This is a genomic window from Lactococcus sp. S47, from assembly GCF_016517475.1.
Lineage (GTDB): Bacteria > Bacillota > Bacilli > Lactobacillales > Streptococcaceae > Lactococcus > Lactococcus lactis.
Window position 1 is genome coordinate 220,319 of record NZ_JACVUB010000004.1, and the last position, 20,771, is coordinate 241,089.

A 20,771-nucleotide genomic window follows, 5' to 3' on the forward strand; every position below is an offset into this window, starting at 1 on the left:
GGGATTTTTATTTTTTCTTCTTTCTCTTAAAAGCATTTTTAAAAGTTCCGAGGAAACTAGGGGATTTAACCACTTTATCGTTTCCTAAATAATGACGAATCCATTTTAAAACAGTTCCTGAGTTTTTCGATGAGAATCGAACCTTAGAGCCATTTTGTAAAACGATTGAAAATTGTCGACCAACTTTTACCTCACCTTTGAGGGATTTTGAAACATCACCCTCAACACGAGCCACTGCCGTCCAAGGAAAAGTCATATTTTTTTCAACATTTCGGTCATTATAAAACTCAAAAGCAACATCACCAATCAGAATTTTTCCATATTCAGCAAAACCTAAATAAGCAATTCCTTCTGTTGAATAATCAGCCTTAGTATTTAGTGATTGAGCCACAGATTCTCTCCATTTCCTAGATTAATAATCTAAAAACCATTATACCATAAAAACGCTTTACTTGCCTTAAATACTTCAATTTATTAGAGAAAAATAAAATAAAAAAACCAATCCAAAGATTGATTTTTTTATACCAAATCGATTACATGATTTGAGCCCAACGACCGAGGATACCCACGACGAAGAGACCAAAGATAATAACGATTGGAGAAACTTTTTTCTTAAGCAACCACATGCAAAGGAATGTGATAAGCAAACCAGCAAGACCAGGAATCAATTGATTCAAGTTATCTTGAAGATAAGTTACTTTTGTAGGATCAAGAGAAAGTTTGTTACCAACTTGACCAAGAATATCATGAAGTTGTGTACCAGATACAGAACCTTTAGGGAATTCTACATAAGCACCTTTTTGTAAAGGAATTTTTGAAACAACAGCGTTAGGACCATTAAAGTTAATTGTTACCCAACGTTGAATCAATACACCAAGGACGAACATACCAAGGATAGATGCACCTTTAGTAACAGTTTGGAGAAGTCCTCCACCAAGGTCTTTAGTGATTGCAGAACCTGATTTATAACCAAATTCTTGAGTGTACCACAAGAAAGCGATACGGATAGCGTTCCACACGATAAAGAAGAAGAGTGGAGCGATAATTGATCCACCAGTAGCCAATGAAGCTGCAATCGCACCAACGATAGGACGTACTGTAAACCAGAAGACAGGGTCACCGATACCGGCAAGAGGACCCATCATACCAACTTTAACCCCTTGAATAGCGGCATCATCGATATCAGCACCGTTAGCACGTTCTTCTTCAAGGGCAAGAGTTACACCGATGATAGGAGCGGCAACGTATGGGTGAGTATTAAAGAATTCCAAGTGACGTTTCAAAGCTTCTTTAGCTTCTTCGCCAGAAGGGTAGAGTTTTTTCAATGCTGGGATGAGCGAGTAAGCCCAACCACCATTTTGCATACGTTCGTAGTTCCAAGAACCTTGGAGGAACATTGAACGCCACATAACGCTACGACGGATTTTCTTATCAAGAGTTACTTTATTTTCAGACATTTTTTAGATCCTCCTTTCTTAGTAGTCGTTCAAGATGTCGCCAATTGGGTCACCTGATGAAGATGCAGTACCATTTCCAGAACCACCAGAAGCTTGGAGGTTAAGGTAAACGATAGCAATAACAACACCGAGGACACCAGTTGCAATCAATGTTAATTCAGAGATTGGTGCGAGAGCGAAACCAAGGAAGAAGAATGGCCATACTTCACGAGTAGCCATAAGGTTGATAACCATTGCATAACCAACGGCAACAACCATCCCACCACCGACAGCAAGACCGCCAGAGATAACTGGAGGAATAGCAGCAAGAGCTTTTTGGATAGCATCTGGTGAGATAACCAAAAGAAGTCCAGCAGGGATAGCAATACGCAAACCTTGACAGATAAGCGCGATGAAGTGCCACATTTCAACACCTGAGTATGAACCATTTTCAGCAGCACGGTCAGCTTGGTGAACGAGCACAACTGAAAGCATACGTACAAGAGTAGTCAATACAAGACCAGCAGTTGCAAGCAAGATAGCAGCAGGAACGATAGTACCCATGATGTGAGTCAAGTCAAAGTTATTTGATTGAACCATCAAGATAGATGATGCGACAGAGGCAAGGGCAGCATCGGGTGCGACAGCGGCACCAACGTTAGCCCAACCAAGAGCGATCAATTGAAGTGAACCACCGAGGATAATCCCTGCAGAAGCATGACCGGTAACAATACCGATGAGCGAGCAGGCGATAATTGGTTGGTGGAATTGCCATTGGTCAAGGATACCTTCAAGACCAGCAAGGAAGGCAACAACAATGACCAAGATTACAGATAAAACACCGTATTCCATGTTTTTTATATCTCCTTAATTATTTGGCTGCCTAATATTCAATTTTAGTAATCAGAATATCAGACGAGCATATTCTGATTATTGTACGTCAGCTTTGTTAATCAAACCAAAGAGGTCAGATTTAGAGTCAGCTGGAACTTTACGTACGTCGAATTTAACTCCGAGGTCACGCAATTTTTCAAAAGTAGCAACGTCATCTTTGTCCATAGAAAGAACTTTGTTGAGCATTGTTTTACCAGTTGAGTGAGCCATAGAACCAACGTTCAATGTTTCAATTGGTACGCCACCTTCGATTGTTGCAAGAGCGTCTTGTGGAGTTTCGAAAAGAAGAAGGGCTTTAGTGTCACCAAAACGTGGGTCTTTAGCAACTTCAATCATTTTCTTAATTGGTATAACATTAGCTTTTACACCAGTTGGAGCCGCTTGTTCAATGAGTTTCTTACGAAGTTCATCTTTAGAAACGGTGTCAGAAACGACGATGATGCGGTTTGCTCTTGAGTCTGGAGTCCAAGCAGTTGCAACTTGTCCGTGAAGCAAACGTGAGTCAATACGAGCGAGGTTAATTTTAATTTTACCATCACCGATGACTGTTCCTTCAGGAATCGCACCTTGAACAGCAGCCGGAGCAGCTGCAACAGCAGTTTCTTCAGCAGGTTGAAGTTCTTCAGGTAGTACTTTAATACCGCCTTTGGCTTCTTTCATAATATTTGCTACGACTTTATCCACCCCGGCAGACGCATCCATCATGCGTTCTGTGTAGGCTTGGATAAGCATAGGCAGGTTGAGGCCTGTGATGATAGCAATCTTGCGCTCTGGATTTTCACCCATCACTGCACTTGCTTGATTAAATGGAGAACCGCTCCATAAGTCAGCAAGGACAAGTACTTCATCTTCAGCATCAAATGTTGCGATGGCAGCTTCGATTTTAGCATGCAAATCAGTTGGTCCTTCGCTAGGCATAAAAGTAACAACTTGTACTTTTTCTTGCTCTCCGAAAATCATAGAACCAGATTGTTTGATGCCTGCGGCGAATTCACCATGGCTCGCAATAACAATTCCGATACTCAATGTGAGTAACCTCCTATATAAGATTATAATAAAAATTATTACTTAGTTATTATACTACTTCAAATCAATATTTGCAAATGTTTTCATAAAAATATTACACTTGTTTTTTAAGGAATGGAAACCCTTTATAAATAATTTGTATAGATAGCTTTATAAAGCGTTTTTTGGGTCGTAAATAAAAAAAGATTATCAAAGTAAGATAAATCTTTTTGAAAAGTAACAGGAATCGAAAAACTTATGGTAGAATAGTAGTTGATAAAATAATACACTAATCTCTCTCGATTTTAAGTGCTCCTGTAGGACAGGATTTTATAGCTAAAAGAAGTGAATTATCATCGGAAAATTCTTTTTGAACTTCCTCCGTATCATAAAATTTGACGATTCCATTATCGTGATAATCAAAAACTTCTGGCGCATGGAGATTACATAAACCACATGCGATACATTTATCGGGAATTATTTTTATCTTCATATAGGAAATGATAATAAAAAAATAGTAAAATTGAAAGGAAAAGGTCGTGTCAACAAAAGAACCCTGGAATAATGAAATTTATCGTGCGATGAAAGAAGAATCGACTGAAATGAAAAGACATGATAGAGGTAGAGATGAAAGTAAACGTCCGTTAACGACGCGTTTTTTGACTTTTCTCGTTATCCTCATGTTTATTCTTGTTGGGTTAGCTATTGGATTTATTTTATGGAATAACCAAGTACGAAATACAGCTAGTATCGCAAAAAGTTTTCATCAATCTTCATCAGTAGCTAAAACCGAAGAATCAACCAGTCAAGCCGTGGCCTCTTCCTCAACAGAAGCGACTCCACCTGCTAGTAGCAGCACAGTTGCCTCATCATCTAGCAGTAGCGTTGAGTCTGGAACAACTTATACAATTGCTACCGGAGATTATCCAAGTACGATTGCAGCTAAGACAGGAATTCCTTGGGCAACGATTGCTAGTTTGAATGGAATTACAGCTGATGGATATAACGCTGATGGATCAGCTATTCATGCTGGACAAGTTTTAAAATTAAAATAAAAAATCACTGACAGACCTTTTTACATAATTCTGTCAGTAAAAATTGAACTAAAATAGGAAATAAGGTAAATAAAGAGATTCTATGAAAAAGATTCAAATTGCAATTGACGGTCCAGCGTCAAGTGGAAAATCAACAGTTGCTAAAATTATTGCACGAAATCTTGACTTAATTTATTTGGACACGGGCGCTATGTATCGAGTAGCTACTTTTGTTGCCTTGCAAAAGGAAACAGATGATGCAAAAGAAATCATTGAATTTATTGAAAAAAATCCAATTTCTTTTATGAATGGTCAAAAAGGTCAAGAAGTTTTAATGGGATCAGAGAATGTTACAGAAGTGATTAGAACAAATGAAGTTACAAATACTGTTTCTAAAATCTCAGCTATGACCGAAATTCGTGAATTCATGGTTGCAGAACAACAAAGAATTGCTAAAAATGGTGGAATTATCATGGATGGACGTGATATTGGAACAGTTGTTTTACCGAAGGCAGATTTGAAAATTTTCCTTGTTGCTTCAGTTGATGAACGAGCTGAAAGACGTTATAAAGAAAATTTGTCTAAAGGAATTCCAACCGATCTTGAGCGTTTGAAAATTGAAATTTCGGAAAGAGACCGCAAAGATAGTACACGAGCAATTTCTCCTTTGAAACAAGCAGAAGATGCGATATTACTTGATAGTACTGGAAAAACAATTAATGAAATTGTTCAATTTATTGAAGACAAAGCTAAAGAACTCATGTAAATGAGTTCTTTTTAATTATTAGATAGTCTAAAGATTGGTAAGATTTTGCAGGAATTATCAAACTTTGATATAATAATATGACAATGAATGAAAAAAAGTATAAACGCTTAGAATATTTGAGACATAACATCAATTATCTCACAATCCGAGAGCGTCAAGAGTACTATGACTTACTCAATGAACTAAAAAAAGCTGGAAATCAATCTGAACCCGAAGAATTCGAGGAATTTGAAGAATACGTCGAGCCAGAATATGAATATTCCGACTATGAACCAGAAAGCTTTCAAAAAAATACTTCCTCTTTTAATGGTAGAAATGCTAGTCGAAGAAATACGCGAGAAAGTTTTTCAAATCAAGAAAACAATAGAAATAAACCATCAAAAAAAGAAAGTAAATCTTCTAAAAAAGCTAAATCTGGCAAGAAGAAAAAACGTCACTGGTTAAGAACAATATTAACAATTATTGTTGTGATCATTGCGGTCATGATTGGTTTCTTTGTTTATGGATATCAAAGGGGCGTTAAACATGAGGGAAGCGTCGCTAAACAAGAAAAGTTCACAAGTTTAAAAAATTCGGACGGTTCTGTAAATATTCTTTTGTTAGGAGCAGACCAAAGACCATGGCAATCATCAGGTGTTGCTCATACCGATACTATTATGGTTTTACATGTCAATGGTAAGAATCATCAAACACAAATCGTGAGCTTTATGCGTGATACCCTTGTCAATATTCCTGATGTCGGCTCAAGTAATACTCCAGACTCAAAAATAAATTCTGCCTTTACAATTGGAGAACAATACAATAAACAGGGTGTGAATTTGATGAGTGAGACACTGAAAAATAACTTTGGCATTAATTGTCAATATTATGCAGTCGTCGATTTTTCAAGTTTTGCAACGATTATTGATTCTTTGTTCCCAACTGGCCTAAAAATTGATGCAAAATTTTCGACTGTGAATGGTGAGAATCTTTCTGCCGTACCTGTTCCCGATGATTTAGCTGCAACAGAAGGAAAAGTTTCAAGTGACAAAGACTTGACAGCTGAAGAAGCAGCCGCTTTAGGTTATCCTGATGGTGGTGGAACATTTATGATGATTAAACCAGGAACTCAAAAAATGGATGGACGAATGCTCTTGAATTATGCCCGATTCCGTCATGATGATGAGGGAGATTATGGACGAGTAAAACGTCAACAACAAGTTTTAGAAACAGTAATGTCTAAAATGAAAAATCCACTCTCATTGTTTACTGCTTCAAGTGCGTTGGGAACAACAAGAGCAGTTACAATGACGAATATTCCAAATTCATTTTTCTTAACTAAAGGAATTACAGCTCTTCTGGATATGAAAAATGGTATAAAATCAACAACAATTCCAGCTAACAATGACTGGGAGAATGCCTATGATATGTATGGAGGTCTAGGACTTTCAATTGATATGACAAAATACAAAGCGAAAGCCCAAGAACTTCTTGGTCAATAAAGAGAAAATTACTAACAGTTTTGTTAGTAATTTTTAATTTTAAATATTCATATGAAAAAAATGATGACAATTTTTTTCTTTAGTTATTGATTAATGGCTTATAAATAAATTATAAATTTGTATTTTTATGATATGATATGAGTATGATAATAAGATAAGTAGGTCTAATCCAATGATGTTTAATTATATTTATACTACTTTTTTGACAATTTTATACACAGTCGTGATGTCACTTTCTCTAAGCTTGTATCTAAAAGAGCGAGAAAAAAATTATTTATTGGTAAGTCTTTATTTTTTGCTTCTTATTTTAAACGGTTTAATAGTGACCATGTCCGAAACCTTTCAAATATTTGCAAATGACTATAATCGGCAATTTATGGTTAATCCAATCATTGAAACCATTTATTATTTGGCAACTTTTGGTATTGCCTTAAAATTAGTGACCGAATTATTTGAAGAAAAAATAACAACTTATCAATATGGTATTTATATTGTTTTTGCTTTATGGCTTATTGTTGTGCCTTTTATGGCAAATTCAGCGCTAAAGGTCTGGCTCTATTATTTTCCAAGCCAATTACTAACGGTCTATCTTGGAATTTATTTATTAATTCATAATCGAAAAATGATTCCTAAAAGCAGTTTAGGAAAATATGTAAAATTAATTGGAAGCCTAGCAATATTTTTTGGATTAGCTATAGTGGTAGAAGATACTTTTATTATTTATTTTAGAGATATTTATCATACAAATATGCTTAAAATCCATAATAGAAATGTTTCAGAAGATATTTTTCATATCTCACTTTGCCTTATTGCCATTAAATATTTTCTAACCAATTATCAAAAAGGCAACGAAGAAGTAGCGGTCATTGATAGTAGAAATGAAAAAAATGAGACTAATGATTCTGTAAGTAATTTTGAAGAAGATGAATATTACTTTGAAAGATTTATGGATAAATATGGAATCACTCAACGGGAAGGAGAAATTCTTGAACTTCTCCTTCAACGTAAACACAATCAAGAAATAGCCAATCAATTATATCTTTCTCTAGGAACAGTCAAAACCCACACTCACAATATTTTTATAAAACTCCAAGTTGAAAAACGTTCAGAAGTTTGCGAAGTCTGGGAAGCGTTTGAAAAATCAGAGCTTACTCAATAATCCTAAAACTCCATTTTTTAATGGAGTTTATTTTTATTTTAATTAAGAAAGCGGTTAAAATAGTTATAAACCTTACTAAACCTTTTTACTTAACCCTTTGATATCAAAGGGTTTTCGGCTTTTATAAAAGATTAAATCCTAGAGTTGATTGTTTTATATTTTTGCTCTTGATATACTGAAAACGTTCCCAAGAGGGAAGTCAAATAACTATTTTATTCAGGAGGAATAAAGAAATGGTAACAACAAACAAACGTGATTTCATCACAACAGAAGAGTACACTAAAGAAGAAATTCTTGATATTGTAACATTGGGCTTAAAAATCAAAGCGGCAATTAAAAATGGCTACTATCCACCACTTCTTAAAAACAAATCACTAGGAATGATTTTCCAACAAACATCAACTCGTACTCGTGTTTCCTTTGAAACAGCTATGACTCAATTAGGAGGACATGCAGAATATTTAGCACCTGGTCAAATTCAACTCGGTGGTCATGAAACAATAGAAGATACAAGCACAGTTCTTTCTAGATTGCTTGATATCATCATGGCGCGTGTTGATCGTCATGAATCAGTTAATAACCTTGCAAAACATACAACCATTCCAGTTCTTAACGGGATGTCAGACTATAATCATCCAACACAAGAAGTCGGTGATTTGACTACAATGATTGAACATTTACCAGCTGGTAAAAAATTAGAAGATTGTAAAGTTGTCTTTGTCGGTGATGCGACTCAAGTTTGTTTCTCATTAGGTTTAATCGCAACTAAAATGGGAATGCACTTTGTTCATTTTGGCCCTAAAGGCTACCAACTTAATGAAGAACATCAAGCAAAATTAGCTGCAAATTGTGAGGTTTCTGGTGGTACTTATGAAGTAACAGACGATGAAGAATCAATTGTCGGTGCAGATTTCCTTTATACAGATGTTTGGTACGGTTTGTATGATGCAGAACTATCAGAAGAAGAACGTCTAGCGATTTTCTTCCCTAAATATCAAGTGACACCTGAGATGATGGCAAAAGCAGGAGCACATACAAAATTTATGCATTGTCTTCCAGCTTCAAGAGGTGAAGAAGTTGTTGATGCGGTTATTGATGGTCCAAACTCAATTTGTTTTGACGAAGCCGAAAATCGCTTGACTTCAATTCGTGCCCTCCTTGTTTGGTTGATGTCCGATTATGCTGAAAAAAATCCTTATGATTTGAAAGCACAAGCCAAAGCTAAGGCTGAGTTAGAGGCTTACTTAGCCAAATAAGAAAGTGTATCATTTATGGAAAATGGAAAGAAAAAATTTAGTCTGTTTAGTGCTATTCTTTCTGTCATTTGTGTTGTTTTTGTTGCCGAAGCAGCAGCACCGGTTGCTGCTATTGGTAACTCGCAGTTCTTTTGGTGGATTGTTCTCATCGTTGCTTTTCTCTTACCTTATGGTCTAATTACATCTGAACTTGGAACAACTTATACTGGTGAGGGTGGGCTGTATGATTGGATTACAAAAGCCTTTGGTCATCGTTGGGGAGCGCGTGCTTCATGGTTTTATTGGGTAAACTTCCCATTATGGATGGCTTCACTTGCTGTACTTTGTCCTGATTTATTGCATACAATGTTTGGCTTTCAATTAAATACAGGTATTTCACTATTAATTGAATTAATTTTCATCTGGGTTATTGTTTTGATTAGTTTATATCCAGTAAGTGATAGCGTTTGGATTTTAAATGGCGGCGCAGTAATTAAGGTATTCTTAGCATTAGCATTAGGAGGCTTAGGAGTTTATTCAGCTTTGACTAAGGGAGTAGCAAATCATTATACTTTAGCATCATTACTTCCAAGTTTTGATTTGCATAGTCTATCATTTATCTCAGTAATCATTTTTAACTTACTGGGGTTTGAAGTCATTTGTACTTTTGCTGACAGTATGGAAAATCCTAAGAAACAAATCCCACAATCAATCATCATTGGTGGGATCGTAATTGCAGCGATTTATATGTTTTCGGCCTTTGGGATCGGTGTTGCTATTCCAACCGATAAATTATCGACAAGTTCGGGATTGGTAGATAGTTTCCAAGTGATGCTGGGTACACCGACAGGTTGGTTCATTAGTTTAATCGCTTTCTTGTTTATGCTGACTTTAGTGGGTAATATGGTTTCTTGGTCACAAGGGGTTAATAATATTGCTAGTTATGCTGCTGATAATGGTGATATGCCTAAATTCTTCTCAAAAAGACGTGCTTCTAATGGAATTTCTTGGGGGGCAGCTTTGATGAATGGGATTGTAGCGACATTTATTGTTGTGATTGCCCCATTATTACCCAACCAAGATTTGTTCTGGTCATTCTTCTCACTAAATTTAGTACTATTTTTATTGAGTTATATTCCGGTCTTCCCTGCTTTTTATAAATTGCGCAAGATTGACCCTGAGACTCCACGTCCATTTAAAGTGAGTGGTAGTGACGGAATCTTGAAAGTATATATGGCCTTACCAATGATTATTATTATCATATCATTAATTTTTACAGCCATACCCTTGCAATATGATAAGGCATCATTAACAGAACAATTACCGATTACAATTGGCGCAATTATTTTTATTGTGATTGGTGAATTAATTATTAAATTTAAAAAAATAAAAAAATAGGAGAGAAAAAATGGCAAAACGTATTATTGGTACAACACCAAAAGAAGATGGTTTTCGGATGCCTGGTGAATTTGAAGCTCAAGATCAAATTTTTATGATCTGGCCCGAACGTCCAGATAACTGGCGTGATGGAGCAAAACCTGTTCAGATTGCCTTTACTAATGTTGCTAAAGCAATTAGTAGATTTACACCAGTAACAATGTTAGTTTCACAATCCCAATATCAAAATGCTCGATATCAATTACCCGCTGACGTTCGTGTGCTTGAAGTTTCTAACAACGACTCGTGGGTTCGTGACTGTGGGCCAAGTTTTGTAATTAATGATAAGGGCGAACTTCGAGCAAATGACTGGACTTTTAACGCTTGGGGTGGACTTGTTGATGGTCTATATTTTCCTTGGGATCAAGATGATCTAGTGGCACAAAAAGTTTGTGAATTAGAACGTGTTGACTCTTATCGGACAGATGATTTTGTTCTTGAAGGAGGTTCGTTCCATGTTGACGGTCAAGGAACAGTTTTGACTACTGAAATGTGCCTTTTATCTGAAGGACGCAATCCTCACATGAGCAAAGAGGACATTGAAAATAAACTTAAAGAACATTTGAATGCTGAAAAAATTCTTTGGCTTGGGGATGGAATTGACCCAGAAGAAACAAACGGTCACGTGGATGATGTTGCTTGCTTCGTAGCACCAGGGGAAGTTGCATGCATTTATACTGAGGATGAGAAGTCACCTTTTTATGAAGCAGCACAAGATGCCTATAAACGCTTGAGCCAAATGACAGATGCTAAAGGACGTCAACTCAAAGTTCATAAATTGACTTGTCCAGCTAAAAATGTAACGATTAAAAAACAATTTAGAATTGATACAGTTGAAGGAACAATGCCACGTGAAGATGGAGATATTTGTATTGCTTCATATATGAATTTCTTGATTACAAACAAAGGAGTTATCGTACCACAATACGGTGATGAAAATGATGCTCTAGCATTAAAACAAGTTCAAGAGATGTTTCCAGACCGCGAAATAGTTGGCGTGAACACTGTTGAAGTAGTTTATGGTGGAGGAAATATCCATTGTATTACTCAACAACAACCTAAAGCCAAATAAGGAGTAGAGAGGATTTAACAGAAAATGGCAAAACGTATTGTAGTTGCTCTAGGGGGGAATGCTATTTTAACTAGCGACCCTACAGCGCAAGCACAATCTATGGCACTTAATAAGACTGCCGCACAATTAATGCCTTTAATAAAAGACAATGATGTTGAAATGGTCGTCACTCATGGAAATGGCCCCCAAGTTGGTAATTTACTTTTGCAACAACTTGAAAGTAATTCAGTTAAAAATCCGGCAATGCCACTTGATACAGCTGTTGCTATGACTCAAGGGCAAATCGGTTATTGGATGGCACAAGCTTTTACAGAAGCTCTTGCTAATAATGGAATGTCTGATGTTCCATTTGTTTCTGTAGTGACAAGAACAGTAGTTGATGCTAATGATGAGGCTTTTAAAAATCCGACAAAACCTATTGGACCTTTTTATAGCCAAGAAGAGGCTAAAAATATTCAGACTCAATATCCTGATTGGAAATTGATTGAGGATTCTGGACGAGGTTACCGAAGAGTAGTTCCTTCACCTTTACCTCTCAAAATTGTTGAAGCTAACGCAATTAAACCATTGTTAGAATCATCAGCTTTGGTTACAGTATCTGGTGGCGGAGGAATTCCAGTTATTGAAAAAAATAAGGGGTATCAAGGAGTCGAAGCGGTAATTGATAAAGATTTTTCGGCAGCAAAATTAGCAGAACTTGTTGATGCTGATGAACTAGTTATTTTTACCTCTGTCGGTGATGTCTTTTTAAATTTTGGGAAACCTAATCAAAAAGCTCTAGGAGTTGTACCAGTTAGCGAAATGCGTCAATATCTAGAAGAAGGTTATTTTGCGGCAGGTTCTATGAAACCAAAAGTGGCAGCAGCTGTCGCTTTTGTCGAAAATACTGGTAAGCAAGCCACGATTACTTCACTTGAAAATGTGGAAAACTTTGTTAAAAGTGGGGCAGGAACACGGATTGTACCCGATTTAGTTTAAAAAAAGTATTTTTCAAAATAATTTATTTAAAATTTGAAATAAAAAGAATTTAAGTAGGTTACCCATTTTAATTTGACAAAAAGTATAGCTAGTGCTATACTTTTTTTGTAGTAAATAAAAACTAATCATATTAGGTGAGGTTACTCTGAAGAACATAGGTTATCGCTCAAAACTGTCGAGAGACAATAATGGGTAAAGCAGGACTAGTCGAATCAAGGCTTTTCCAAGATAACTAGAAATATCATTTCTTACGTCTCAGAAAGCCAAAACTCAAATGTCGTGATTAAATAGACTAATAATCTATTGATTTTGAGAGCCTCCCTTTATATGAAAAGGAGGCTTTTTATGTCAAGAAGAAAATATCTTGATACAAAACAACCAAAAGTAAAATCTATTATGGGTGATTTTATTTTAATTGGTATTATTTGTTTGTTTGCATTTATTCTTATTGTGACACAAATAACTATTAACCAACCCCTTTCATCGTTACCGTCTCAAAGTTCAGTGGATGATGTCAAGAAAATGCACGATTTTTTATCTATTGGAAACCTTGCGTATTTTTCAATGCGAACAATGTTTCGCATGATTGTAGGAATGATGTGGTCAATTTTATTCTCTGTTATTTGTGGTGTATTGGCAATTAAGTTTAAAACTGCAAGAAGAATTATTTTGCCGATGGTCAATTTCTTAGAATCAGTTCCTTTATTAGGTTTCATGACATTCACTACTGCATTTTTACTTGGATTATATCCAGGTAATGTAATGGGAGCTGAAGCGCTTGCCATTTTTGCAGTATTTACTGGACAAGCATGGAACATCATGTTGTCACTTTACCAAATAATGGAAGTAGTTCCCAAAGATTTGAAAGAAGTAACATCACAATTTCGATATAGTGCTTGGGAAAAATTTTGGCGTCTTGAATTTGTATATTCAATTCCAGGCCTACTATGGAATCTTGTCATATCTCAGTCAGCAGCATGGTTTGCCATTGTTGCAAGTGAACAGGTTACCGTCGCAATCCCTAAGTCTGAAACTTTAATTTTGCCAGGAATTGGCTCTTATATTCAAGTTGCATTAGATCGCGCAGACTTTAAAGCTTGTGGTTTCGCTGTTATTGCTTTAATTATTAATGTCGTCATACTAAATTTCTTAGTTTTTCAACCTTTGGTTAAAGCTACTTATTATTATCGTTATGATGAAGGAACAACTCAAGGTAATCCTCCAAAATCAATTGTATACAATTTAGTAAAAGCATCTAATTTTGGAAAAATATTAATGAAATGGATTCAAAAAATAAAAGATTTCTGGATTTTTAAGTTACCTAGAGTTTGGTATATTCTTAGGATAAATCTTATTTTTAAATATCTAGGAAAAGTTAAGAAATATATTTCAATCATTTGGTATATCCTTTTAGGGTATGCGGTTGTTATCTCTGCTATTAAACTTTATAGATTCTTACCTCATGAAGATTTTTCAATAATCCCTCACTTAATGCTTTTAACTACATTGAGGGTAGTATTAGCAATGCTTATAGCAGCAGCGATTTTTACACCTCTTGGGGTTTGGGTTGCAAGTAACAAAAGACGTTTAAGCTTTATCCAACCAATTGGACAAGTTGTTGGATCGATTCCTTCAAACGTATATACTCCATTCATAGTAATTTTTATTAGTTTAGGGTATAAGCAACTTGAGTGGTGGATTTTGCCGCTAATCATGGTTGGTTGTCAATGGTATTACTTTTTCAATGTTATTGCTGGGTATTTAGCAATACCAGATGATATAAAAGAAGTCACAAAAATTTTTCCATTATCCAAGTTTAAGTGGTGGACTCGCTATCTCATTCCATCAATGTTTCCGTACTTGATAACAGCTATCATAAATGCTGCGGGAGCAGCATGGAATGCAGATATAGCAGCGGAAAGCCTACAGTGGGGTAAAGAAACAATAAATGTTACTGGCTTAGGGCAATATATTGCTGTGAATGATGGAATTAAAGATAAATCAGCACTTGGTACTTTGGCGATGTGTGCTGTAGTAGGATTGTGTATTATATTCGTTTGGCAACCACTTTACAAATATGCTAGAGAAAAATTCCATTATTAAAAAGGGAGGAAATAAGAATGGAAAAGAAAAATTTAATAAAAGTAACTTCACTCTGCAAAGATTATGGAGTAGAAAGATCAAAGAAATATATACAAGTTCTGAAAGACATAAACTTTACCGTAAAGGAAGGAGAATTTGTAAGTCTTATTGGACAATCAGGAGCAGGGAAATCGACATTATTGAGAAGTTTAGCTGGTCTTGTTCATCCAAGTCATGGAGAAATCATCTTTGAAGGAAAAAAGATTAAAGAACCGGATCCAAACATTAGTATGGTTTTTCAGAATTTTGCTCTATTCCCATGGTTAAATGTTTATAAAAATGTTTCATTTGGCATAGATAATAATTTGAAAATATCTAAAAATGAAATTAATGATAGAGTAAAAAAACTAATAAAAATGATTGGGCTAGAGGGCAATGAAAAATCATATCCAAGAGAAATTTCTGGCGGAATGAAACAAAGAGTAGGATTTGCTAGAGCTTTAGCCGCAGAACCTACATTATTATTACTTGATGAACCTTTTTCTGCTTTAGATGTTGTAACATCCAAACAGCTGTCAGATCAACTAATAAGTATGTGGTTAAGTCAACAAATTGTCACAAAATCAATTGTAATGATTACGCACGATATAGAACAAGCAGTGCAGATGTCTGATAGGATTATATTGTTAGATTCAAATCCAGGGAGGATTGCGAAAGTTTACAACATTGATATCCCAAGAAATCAAAGAACTATAAGTAGTATCTCAAGTATTGTTGAAGAAATTACTAATGAGATGGTAGTCATGACAGAACTTAAGGTTAATAAAAATTTTTAGTAGGTAAAAGAAAGGAAGAAAAATTAATATGATTCCACATAGGAGAAAAAGAAATAATAAAATAAAAAAAATGGTCGGATTTCTCATATCTCTAGTAATAATAATAGCAGTTGGAGTATTCGGGTATATCGCTATGGCCAATCATCGCTTAAATAATATATTAGACAAGGGTTATCATAAAGTTGATAATAACTATAAATCTGAGAAACATAAAGATACAGAGTCATTTTTGATCATGGGTTTAGATAATACTCAAGAGAGAAATTTGGGAACGACGCGAACGGATGCGATGATGATTATTACAATTAACAAAAAAACAAAAACGACAACTTTTTGTAGTATCCCTCGCGATAGTTTTGTTCAAATTGATTCAAAATCATACAAAGGTATGCAACGGATAGAAGCTGCCTATACTTATGGAGGACCTTCGGCTTCAGTTAACACGGTAGAAAAAACTTTTAATATTCCTATTGATCATTATTGTGTTTTTAATTTCAATTCATTTATTAAGCTTATTGATGCTATAGGTGGAATTGATATTGATGTTGAAAAGTCATTTATGGGTACTGATGAAAGTGGTATTGAGTCTATAAAGTTTAATTCAGGTAAGCAACACTTAGATGGTGCCAAGGCTCTTTCATATGCTAGAGAACGACATGTAGATACAGATATTATGAGAGGTTTCAGGCAACAAAAGGTAATTTCAGCAGTTGAGGAAAAGTTAAAATCAATGACTTCTTTCACTAATTTATATTCTATTATTGATTCTTTAGATGATAATATTCAGACTGATATCACACCAAAAGATATTAAAGAGCTTATTTCTAACGCTTTAACTTTTAGTAATTACTCTAAACAACAATTAACTTTTGATTGGAGAACTTTCAGTAACCAAGGAAGAAGTATGGTAGAACTCTATAAAGATAGTATCAAATTTGTCAGTCATAAATTAAGAGTCTCTCTCGAATTAGATCGTAAAAATGAGACTGATAACAATGGATATTCCTTCCATACAAATGGTGACTATCTTTATCAAAGTGACTATACAGTCCAGAATCCAGAAGCTGAAGCACAAGAAGATACTTCAACGAATGGAAATACATATATTGGGACAAGCGGTAATACAACTACTGGTCCTCTGCCTAATATTAAGACTTCAAATGGTTTTATTAAGTAATTAAGATAAATAGCCCCTATCATAGGAGCTATTTATCTTAATTACTTAATAAAATATTTACAATTAGAAGGGCAATCACAGAATGAATTAGTGATGTGATAGGATTACGAGGATAAAAATAATCCAATCATAGGTAATATGAATAAGTAAACCTGTATACAAGGAGTCGCTCCTTAAAGAGGCAAGGGTAAAGGGAATTCTTGCGGCTGCAATAATAAAAATAACTTGGGCAAAATTCCAGTCGTAAGTAGGTAAATGTAGAAATCCGAATATTAAAGTGGATATGATAACCGCAACAATTAAAGCTTTGCGTGTTCCACCTAATAAGTTTGCGATAATTATAAGTAAAATTATAGTAATTAACTCTTCACCTAAAAGCATAGGAATTGTCTTAAGAAGTCCAAAAATAGTCATTCCATCTGCTACTGGATTAGAATTTGGAGAACTTCCTAATAGTATTTTAGTAATTAGAATGCCAACTCCAGCAAAAATATAAGCACCTATAAGTCCAGCAAAATAAGTACTCACTATTTTTTGAGGTTTAGAAAAAGTGTAAGAAATTCCCTTTTTTCCAAAAAGAATGTAAAGGCTGATAAATCCAGCAATAGCTAAGGAAAAAGGAGCAATAACTGGCAGCCCAAAAGATAATGCTAAAAACCCAGCTAATAGTAAAATCAGTGATAGAGGAACTGCTGATTTGCTCATAGGTGCGGTAAAAAGTTTTTTCAAAAGAGAAACCTCCAAAATTTAGATAGATTGACAAGCCTAATAAAGCTATTTAAATAAGTATAACATGAATAAAAATTTTTTAAGGAATATAAACAATGGATAAAAATAGGTAGCTTAAAAGTGTATTTGAAAAAATTTGACAACAAAAAAAGCACCTACTCTATATCCTAAAGTAGATACTTTTACGGTGAGGGATGTTCATCCATTGACTTATTCTCCTATACTATTTTTTCTAAATTGTGTGTTGCTTCTTCAATTGTATTACCAATACCAAAAATTTGAGGTTTGTTAGCCAAAAAAGCTTGAAACACATTTTTTGAAGTATCAAGTTGAATACTATACTCAAAAAATTTATTTTTGTTAGTGTATGTCATCATAATACATTCTCCTTTCTTTTTTTAACGAAAGGGACTATAACAATCACAACGAAATTCCAAGTTCAGTTTAACACAAAAACAAAGTATTTGCAATATACGAGAAAATTAATAGGTAATAAAGTATTTGCCCTTAGATTGAAATTTAAAATCAGGTTTATGATATTTTGATAAAATATCTGTTAATCCAATCCTTTTAGAGATAAACAGGGCAATATTTTTCTGAAAAAGAACTAAAAAAAATAAAAAAGAAGGAATAATCCTTCTACTATATTAAATATTTTCTAAGTGTCCTTTTTTATCTTTAGCTATTAAATAGTAGGTGCAAGCTGCAATGGCCCAGGCCCAAACAATATGTCCAAAGAACTCAGAAAAGTGTTCGTCGAAAGGTTGGTTCCAAGGAGCAGGAACTGTTCCCATAGCTGGCATTAAGATAATATGCCAGATAATCCATATTACAATACCATAAGCAGCACCTTGCCATAAAGTGATAGCTTTCCAGTATTGCGCTATAAAAATAAATAATGCAGCAAAGAAAATTGAAAAACTAAAGTGAAGAATCAAAGAGAACCAAAATACTTTTTGATCTTGAGAATATAAAATGTATGAGTGGGTGAGAGAAGATGGCACACCAAACTGTTCCATCATATGTTGTGGAGGGTTGGTTAAATTACGAGCAATAGTTCGTGGCGGAAGAATTGCTTCCCAACCAATTTTAACCATTCCAGAAATCATACCTGAAATAAATCCGAACCAAATGCTTTTGAGAATAATTTCTTTTAGAGAAGCAATTGGTTTTCTTAATGAGAACATATTAATACTCCTTTCTTATGTCCTCTATTCTAACAAAAAGTTAAATGTAATTCAAAAATACCAGAGGATTCAGTGTTTTTGATGCTATCTTCCAAAATTGTAAACAAAGGAAGTAAAAAAATTGCTACTAGATATTTAAAAATCCCCACAGAAATTTCTGTGAGGAAATAATTATATATCGTACTTTCCTGTATGCAAAGTCCTGATTGATTCGCCTCCGGGTAAAGGAGGTAAGCCAAGAGAATCTTCACGGCTAAAGGCTTCAAGTAATCCAGGAGTTAAGTGAGAATACTCAACTGTTTCCGGACTAATCTTATGAAGAATTGTGTCCCCTTTTCCTTCAGTAACTTTTTTAGCAAAGTTAGGGTCAATCAAAGTTCCACGAGCAACAGCAATTAAATCAGCATAGTTTTCAATCGCATCAGTCGCTGTATCCTCCCCAAAAATACCACCGACAATAAGAAGTTTTGTTTTATCATCTAAGATTTCTCTAAAAAGTTCAGCATAAGATTTTTCGCTATTTTCAGGTTTAGAATTGTATCCTGCCCATAATGAAAGATGGATATAATCAAGTTCATATTTAATTACTTCAGAGATAAGTGAGAGAGCTTCTTTATAATCATAGCCAACATTTTTTCCATGAAGTTCTTCAGGAGAAATACGGTAACCGATGATAAAGTCTTTAGGAGCATATTCATCAACGATTGCTTTTACTTCTTTAACAACAGCTAGCGGAAAGGCCATTCGATTTTCCAGTGAACCCCCCCATTTATCTGTGCGAAGATTAGAAAGTTTTGAGAAAAATTGTTGAATTAAATAATGATTGGCACCATGAATTTCAACACCGTCAAAGCCGGCATCAATTGCCCGTTTTGTGGCTTTACCAAAATCAAGAATAATATCATCAATCTCTGTTAGTGTGAGTTCACGAACAGGGTAATCTAAGAAAGAAAAATCGATAGCAGAAGGAGCCACCACATCTAATCCATTAACATGACGTCCTACAGCGGCTCGCCCAGCATGATGAATTTGAAGAATAGCTTTATTTCCATCTTTTTTTAGAGCCTGTGCAGTTTTTCGTAGTCCTTCAAGATGAGCGTCAGAATAAGCTCCTAATTGTTCAGGATATCCTGGTACATATGCTGGTCCACCATTTTCACTTACATAATGGAATTCTGTAATTAACATACCTGCCGCTTGTGAACGGGCAGAGTAATATTGAATAGTATCATCAGAAGCGAAACCACCTTTTAAACCAGAATGAGTTTGCATTGGAGACATTACAATACGGTTGTTTAAAGTTGCCCCATGACGTAAGGTAACATGATCAGTTAATTGATTTGGCATATTTTTATCCTGTTATTATTATATTTGGAAAGTAGATTATTAAAACTATAATTCGAGAAATATCGATATGAAGAAGTAAAAAGAAAGTTAATTATAACTCTTCTAATATGAAATTTTTAAAATCGGAAATCATCTCCTCATTTCGACGATAATAGGTCCATTTACCAATGCGAGTAGCAATTAATAAATTATCTTTTTCTAACATAGATAAATAATGAGAAGTAGTAGACTGAGTTAAGTTCAGTAATTTTTGGATTTCACCTACACAAACACCCGTTTCAACTTCATCTACTTTAGTTTCGTTGTAGAAATGTTTTTTTGGTTCTTTGAGTAAAGTAAGAATCTTCAATCGATATTCATTTGATAGGGTTTTAAAAGTTTCCACATTTTCCATAAATCTATTATATCGAAAAAATACGATATGTCAATTTAAAAGATTATTTTAAACAAAATAAAAAAAGAAGTTACTAATAACTTCTCTTTTTTATTATTTATATTTTCTAGATTTCAATAGATAAAGGGTAGTGCTAACAAGAATTAGAAGACTTCCTGAAAGTAAAGTGAAGCCAAAAAATTTATCGCCAGTTTCGGGTAAAGATTCTTTTGGTAGGGTTTTTACTGATAAAGTTTTAGGTGGAATTACAGAAGTTTTGATTATTGTAGGAGTTGAAATCTTTGTATAAACGTAGGTTACAGTTTGGGATTCAATTGTAAATTGTCCCTCCGCAATTCCTTGAATTTCCTTGAAATTATATCCTAAAATTTTCTTTTGTTCGCTAGTGTATAAAGACCCTACATTTCCAGATTTTGTAATTTCGTCAGAAATGGAATTTCCATTTGTATCAACATACTTAATAGTCACTGTTCCAGTTTTTATTTCGATTGGATTTTTAGTATAGATATAGGTAACGGTTTG

22 protein-coding genes and 1 riboswitch are annotated in these 20,771 nt (G+C 34.6%); of the genes, 11 read left to right on the forward strand and 11 right to left on the reverse strand.

What is annotated here, in order from left to right:
• Positions 1–7: 7 nt before the first annotated feature.
• The 5 genes from IAE52_RS06040 to IAE52_RS06060 form a co-directional block, all read right to left on the reverse strand.
• A complete protein-coding gene (locus tag IAE52_RS06040; protein WP_003130895.1) occupies positions 8–391 on the reverse strand; it encodes a DUF956 family protein in 384 nt (127 codons plus the stop codon).
• A 142-nt stretch (positions 392–533) separates the two neighbouring features.
• Positions 534–1,457: a PTS system mannose/fructose/sorbose family transporter subunit IID gene (locus IAE52_RS06045; RefSeq protein WP_015426887.1), complete on the reverse strand. Its 924-nt coding sequence runs from the start codon at positions 1,455–1,457 to the stop codon at positions 534–536.
• An 18-nt stretch (positions 1,458–1,475) separates the two neighbouring features.
• Entirely contained in the window at positions 1,476–2,288 is an 813-nt protein-coding gene (locus IAE52_RS06050; RefSeq protein WP_015426886.1) for a PTS mannose/fructose/sorbose transporter subunit IIC, read from the reverse strand.
• Between the two features lie 78 nt (positions 2,289–2,366).
• Positions 2,367–3,356, reverse strand: a complete 990-nt coding sequence (locus IAE52_RS06055) for a PTS sugar transporter subunit IIB (RefSeq protein ID WP_003130898.1) — start codon at positions 3,354–3,356, stop codon at positions 2,367–2,369.
• Between the two features lie 268 nt (positions 3,357–3,624).
• Positions 3,625–3,828 carry a ferredoxin gene (locus IAE52_RS06060; protein WP_010906103.1) on the reverse strand — a complete coding sequence of 68 codons (204 nt, stop codon included), beginning with the start codon at positions 3,826–3,828 and terminating at the stop codon, positions 3,625–3,627.
• A 46-nt stretch (positions 3,829–3,874) separates the two neighbouring features.
• On the opposite strand from IAE52_RS06060, the gene IAE52_RS06065 reads away from it, so the two are divergent.
• The 11 genes from IAE52_RS06065 (at position 3,875) to IAE52_RS06115 (ending at position 16,592) form a co-directional block, all read left to right on the forward strand.
• Positions 3,875–4,390, forward strand: coding sequence for an SAG1386/EF1546 family surface-associated protein (locus IAE52_RS06065; protein WP_023164429.1), 516 nt, complete (start codon positions 3,875–3,877; stop codon positions 4,388–4,390).
• Between the two features lie 82 nt (positions 4,391–4,472).
• Entirely contained in the window at positions 4,473–5,135 is a 663-nt protein-coding gene (gene cmk, locus IAE52_RS06070; protein WP_003130902.1) for a (d)CMP kinase, read from the forward strand.
• Positions 5,136–5,212: 77 nt separating this feature from the next.
• Positions 5,213–6,616 (forward strand): LCP family protein, encoded by a 1,404-nt coding sequence (locus tag IAE52_RS06075; RefSeq protein ID WP_109991114.1) that lies wholly within the window; start codon positions 5,213–5,215, stop codon positions 6,614–6,616.
• A 328-nt stretch (positions 6,617–6,944) separates the two neighbouring features.
• Positions 6,945–7,775, forward strand: a complete 831-nt coding sequence (locus IAE52_RS06080) for a LuxR C-terminal-related transcriptional regulator (protein WP_233610955.1) — start codon at positions 6,945–6,947, stop codon at positions 7,773–7,775.
• Between the two features lie 233 nt (positions 7,776–8,008).
• Positions 8,009–9,031, forward strand: coding sequence for a putrescine carbamoyltransferase (gene ptcA, locus IAE52_RS06085; protein ID WP_017864873.1), 1,023 nt, complete (start codon positions 8,009–8,011; stop codon positions 9,029–9,031).
• 15 nt (positions 9,032–9,046) lie between these two features.
• Positions 9,047–10,408, forward strand: coding sequence for an APC family permease (locus IAE52_RS06090; protein WP_017864872.1), 1,362 nt, complete (start codon positions 9,047–9,049; stop codon positions 10,406–10,408).
• A gap of 10 nt (positions 10,409–10,418) precedes the next feature.
• On the forward strand, positions 10,419–11,519 hold the full coding sequence (aguA, locus tag IAE52_RS06095; RefSeq protein ID WP_023164426.1) for an agmatine deiminase: 1,101 nt from the start codon (positions 10,419–10,421) through the stop codon (positions 11,517–11,519).
• Positions 11,520–11,543: 24 nt separating this feature from the next.
• Positions 11,544–12,497, forward strand: a complete 954-nt coding sequence (gene arcC / locus IAE52_RS06100) for a carbamate kinase (RefSeq protein WP_017864870.1) — start codon at positions 11,544–11,546, stop codon at positions 12,495–12,497.
• 119 nt (positions 12,498–12,616) lie between these two features.
• A riboswitch (M-box (ykoK) riboswitch) is annotated at positions 12,617–12,786 on the forward strand.
• A gap of 56 nt (positions 12,787–12,842) precedes the next feature.
• On the forward strand, positions 12,843–14,600 hold the full coding sequence (locus IAE52_RS06105) for an ABC transporter permease subunit (RefSeq protein ID WP_017864869.1): 1,758 nt from the start codon (positions 12,843–12,845) through the stop codon (positions 14,598–14,600).
• Positions 14,601–14,617: 17 nt separating this feature from the next.
• The gene (locus IAE52_RS06110) at positions 14,618–15,415 is read left to right on the forward strand and encodes an ABC transporter ATP-binding protein (protein ID WP_017864868.1); all 798 of its coding nucleotides are present in this window, start codon (positions 14,618–14,620) and stop codon (positions 15,413–15,415) included.
• 28 nt (positions 15,416–15,443) lie between these two features.
• Positions 15,444–16,592 carry an LCP family protein gene (locus IAE52_RS06115; RefSeq protein WP_080735883.1) on the forward strand — a complete coding sequence of 383 codons (1,149 nt, stop codon included), beginning with the start codon at positions 15,444–15,446 and terminating at the stop codon, positions 16,590–16,592.
• Between the two features lie 87 nt (positions 16,593–16,679).
• Here IAE52_RS06115 and IAE52_RS06120 read toward each other — a convergent pair whose 3' ends face one another.
• The 6 genes from IAE52_RS06120 to IAE52_RS06145 all read right to left on the reverse strand — a co-directional run.
• Complete coding sequence (locus IAE52_RS06120; RefSeq protein WP_033899381.1) at positions 16,680–17,321, reverse strand: CPBP family intramembrane glutamic endopeptidase; 642 nt, start codon at positions 17,319–17,321, stop codon at positions 16,680–16,682.
• Positions 17,322–17,539: 218 nt separating this feature from the next.
• Positions 17,540–17,698 carry a hypothetical protein gene (locus IAE52_RS06125; protein WP_012898283.1) on the reverse strand — a complete coding sequence of 53 codons (159 nt, stop codon included), beginning with the start codon at positions 17,696–17,698 and terminating at the stop codon, positions 17,540–17,542.
• 270 nt (positions 17,699–17,968) lie between these two features.
• Positions 17,969–18,508, reverse strand: a complete 540-nt coding sequence (locus IAE52_RS06130) for a DUF1440 domain-containing protein (protein WP_012898282.1) — start codon at positions 18,506–18,508, stop codon at positions 17,969–17,971.
• A gap of 171 nt (positions 18,509–18,679) precedes the next feature.
• Positions 18,680–19,855, reverse strand: a complete 1,176-nt coding sequence (locus IAE52_RS06135; RefSeq protein WP_033899386.1) for an NADH-dependent flavin oxidoreductase — start codon at positions 19,853–19,855, stop codon at positions 18,680–18,682.
• 91 nt (positions 19,856–19,946) lie between these two features.
• Positions 19,947–20,249: a helix-turn-helix transcriptional regulator gene (locus IAE52_RS06140; RefSeq protein WP_003130388.1), complete on the reverse strand. Its 303-nt coding sequence runs from the start codon at positions 20,247–20,249 to the stop codon at positions 19,947–19,949.
• 93 nt (positions 20,250–20,342) lie between these two features.
• A partial coding sequence (locus IAE52_RS06145; RefSeq protein WP_200136735.1) for a MucBP domain-containing protein occupies positions 20,343–20,771 on the reverse strand: 429 nt, incomplete at its 5' end.

Excerpts from the sequence above, each read along its gene's own strand:
- IAE52_RS06045 (WP_015426887.1), bottom strand. The coding sequence starts at position 1,457 with ATGTCTGAAAATAAAGTAACTCTTGATAAGAAAATCCGTCGTAGCGTT.
- IAE52_RS06050 (WP_015426886.1), bottom strand. The coding sequence starts at position 2,288 with ATGGAATACGGTGTTTTATCTGTAATCTTGGTCATTGTTGTTGCCTTC.
- IAE52_RS06060 (WP_010906103.1), bottom strand. The coding sequence starts at position 3,828 with ATGAAGATAAAAATAATTCCCGATAAATGTATCGCATGTGGTTTATGT.
- cmk (WP_003130902.1), top strand. The coding sequence starts at position 4,473 with ATGAAAAAGATTCAAATTGCAATTGACGGTCCAGCGTCAAGTGGAAAA.
- IAE52_RS06075 (WP_109991114.1), top strand. The coding sequence starts at position 5,213 with ATGACAATGAATGAAAAAAAGTATAAACGCTTAGAATATTTGAGACAT.
- IAE52_RS06080 (WP_233610955.1), top strand. The coding sequence starts at position 6,945 with ATGTCCGAAACCTTTCAAATATTTGCAAATGACTATAATCGGCAATTT.
- ptcA (WP_017864873.1), top strand. The coding sequence starts at position 8,009 with ATGGTAACAACAAACAAACGTGATTTCATCACAACAGAAGAGTACACT.
- IAE52_RS06090 (WP_017864872.1), top strand. The coding sequence starts at position 9,047 with ATGGAAAATGGAAAGAAAAAATTTAGTCTGTTTAGTGCTATTCTTTCT.
- aguA (WP_023164426.1), top strand. The coding sequence starts at position 10,419 with ATGGCAAAACGTATTATTGGTACAACACCAAAAGAAGATGGTTTTCGG.
- arcC (WP_017864870.1), top strand. The coding sequence starts at position 11,544 with ATGGCAAAACGTATTGTAGTTGCTCTAGGGGGGAATGCTATTTTAACT.
- IAE52_RS06105 (WP_017864869.1), top strand. The coding sequence starts at position 12,843 with ATGTCAAGAAGAAAATATCTTGATACAAAACAACCAAAAGTAAAATCT.
- IAE52_RS06110 (WP_017864868.1), top strand. The coding sequence starts at position 14,618 with ATGGAAAAGAAAAATTTAATAAAAGTAACTTCACTCTGCAAAGATTAT.
- IAE52_RS06115 (WP_080735883.1), top strand. The coding sequence starts at position 15,444 with ATGATTCCACATAGGAGAAAAAGAAATAATAAAATAAAAAAAATGGTC.
- IAE52_RS06125 (WP_012898283.1), bottom strand. The coding sequence starts at position 17,698 with ATGATGACATACACTAACAAAAATAAATTTTTTGAGTATAGTATTCAA.
- IAE52_RS06130 (WP_012898282.1), bottom strand. The coding sequence starts at position 18,508 with ATGTTCTCATTAAGAAAACCAATTGCTTCTCTAAAAGAAATTATTCTC.
- IAE52_RS06135 (WP_033899386.1), bottom strand. The coding sequence starts at position 19,855 with ATGCCAAATCAATTAACTGATCATGTTACCTTACGTCATGGGGCAACT.
- IAE52_RS06140 (WP_003130388.1), bottom strand. The coding sequence starts at position 20,249 with ATGGAAAATGTGGAAACTTTTAAAACCCTATCAAATGAATATCGATTG.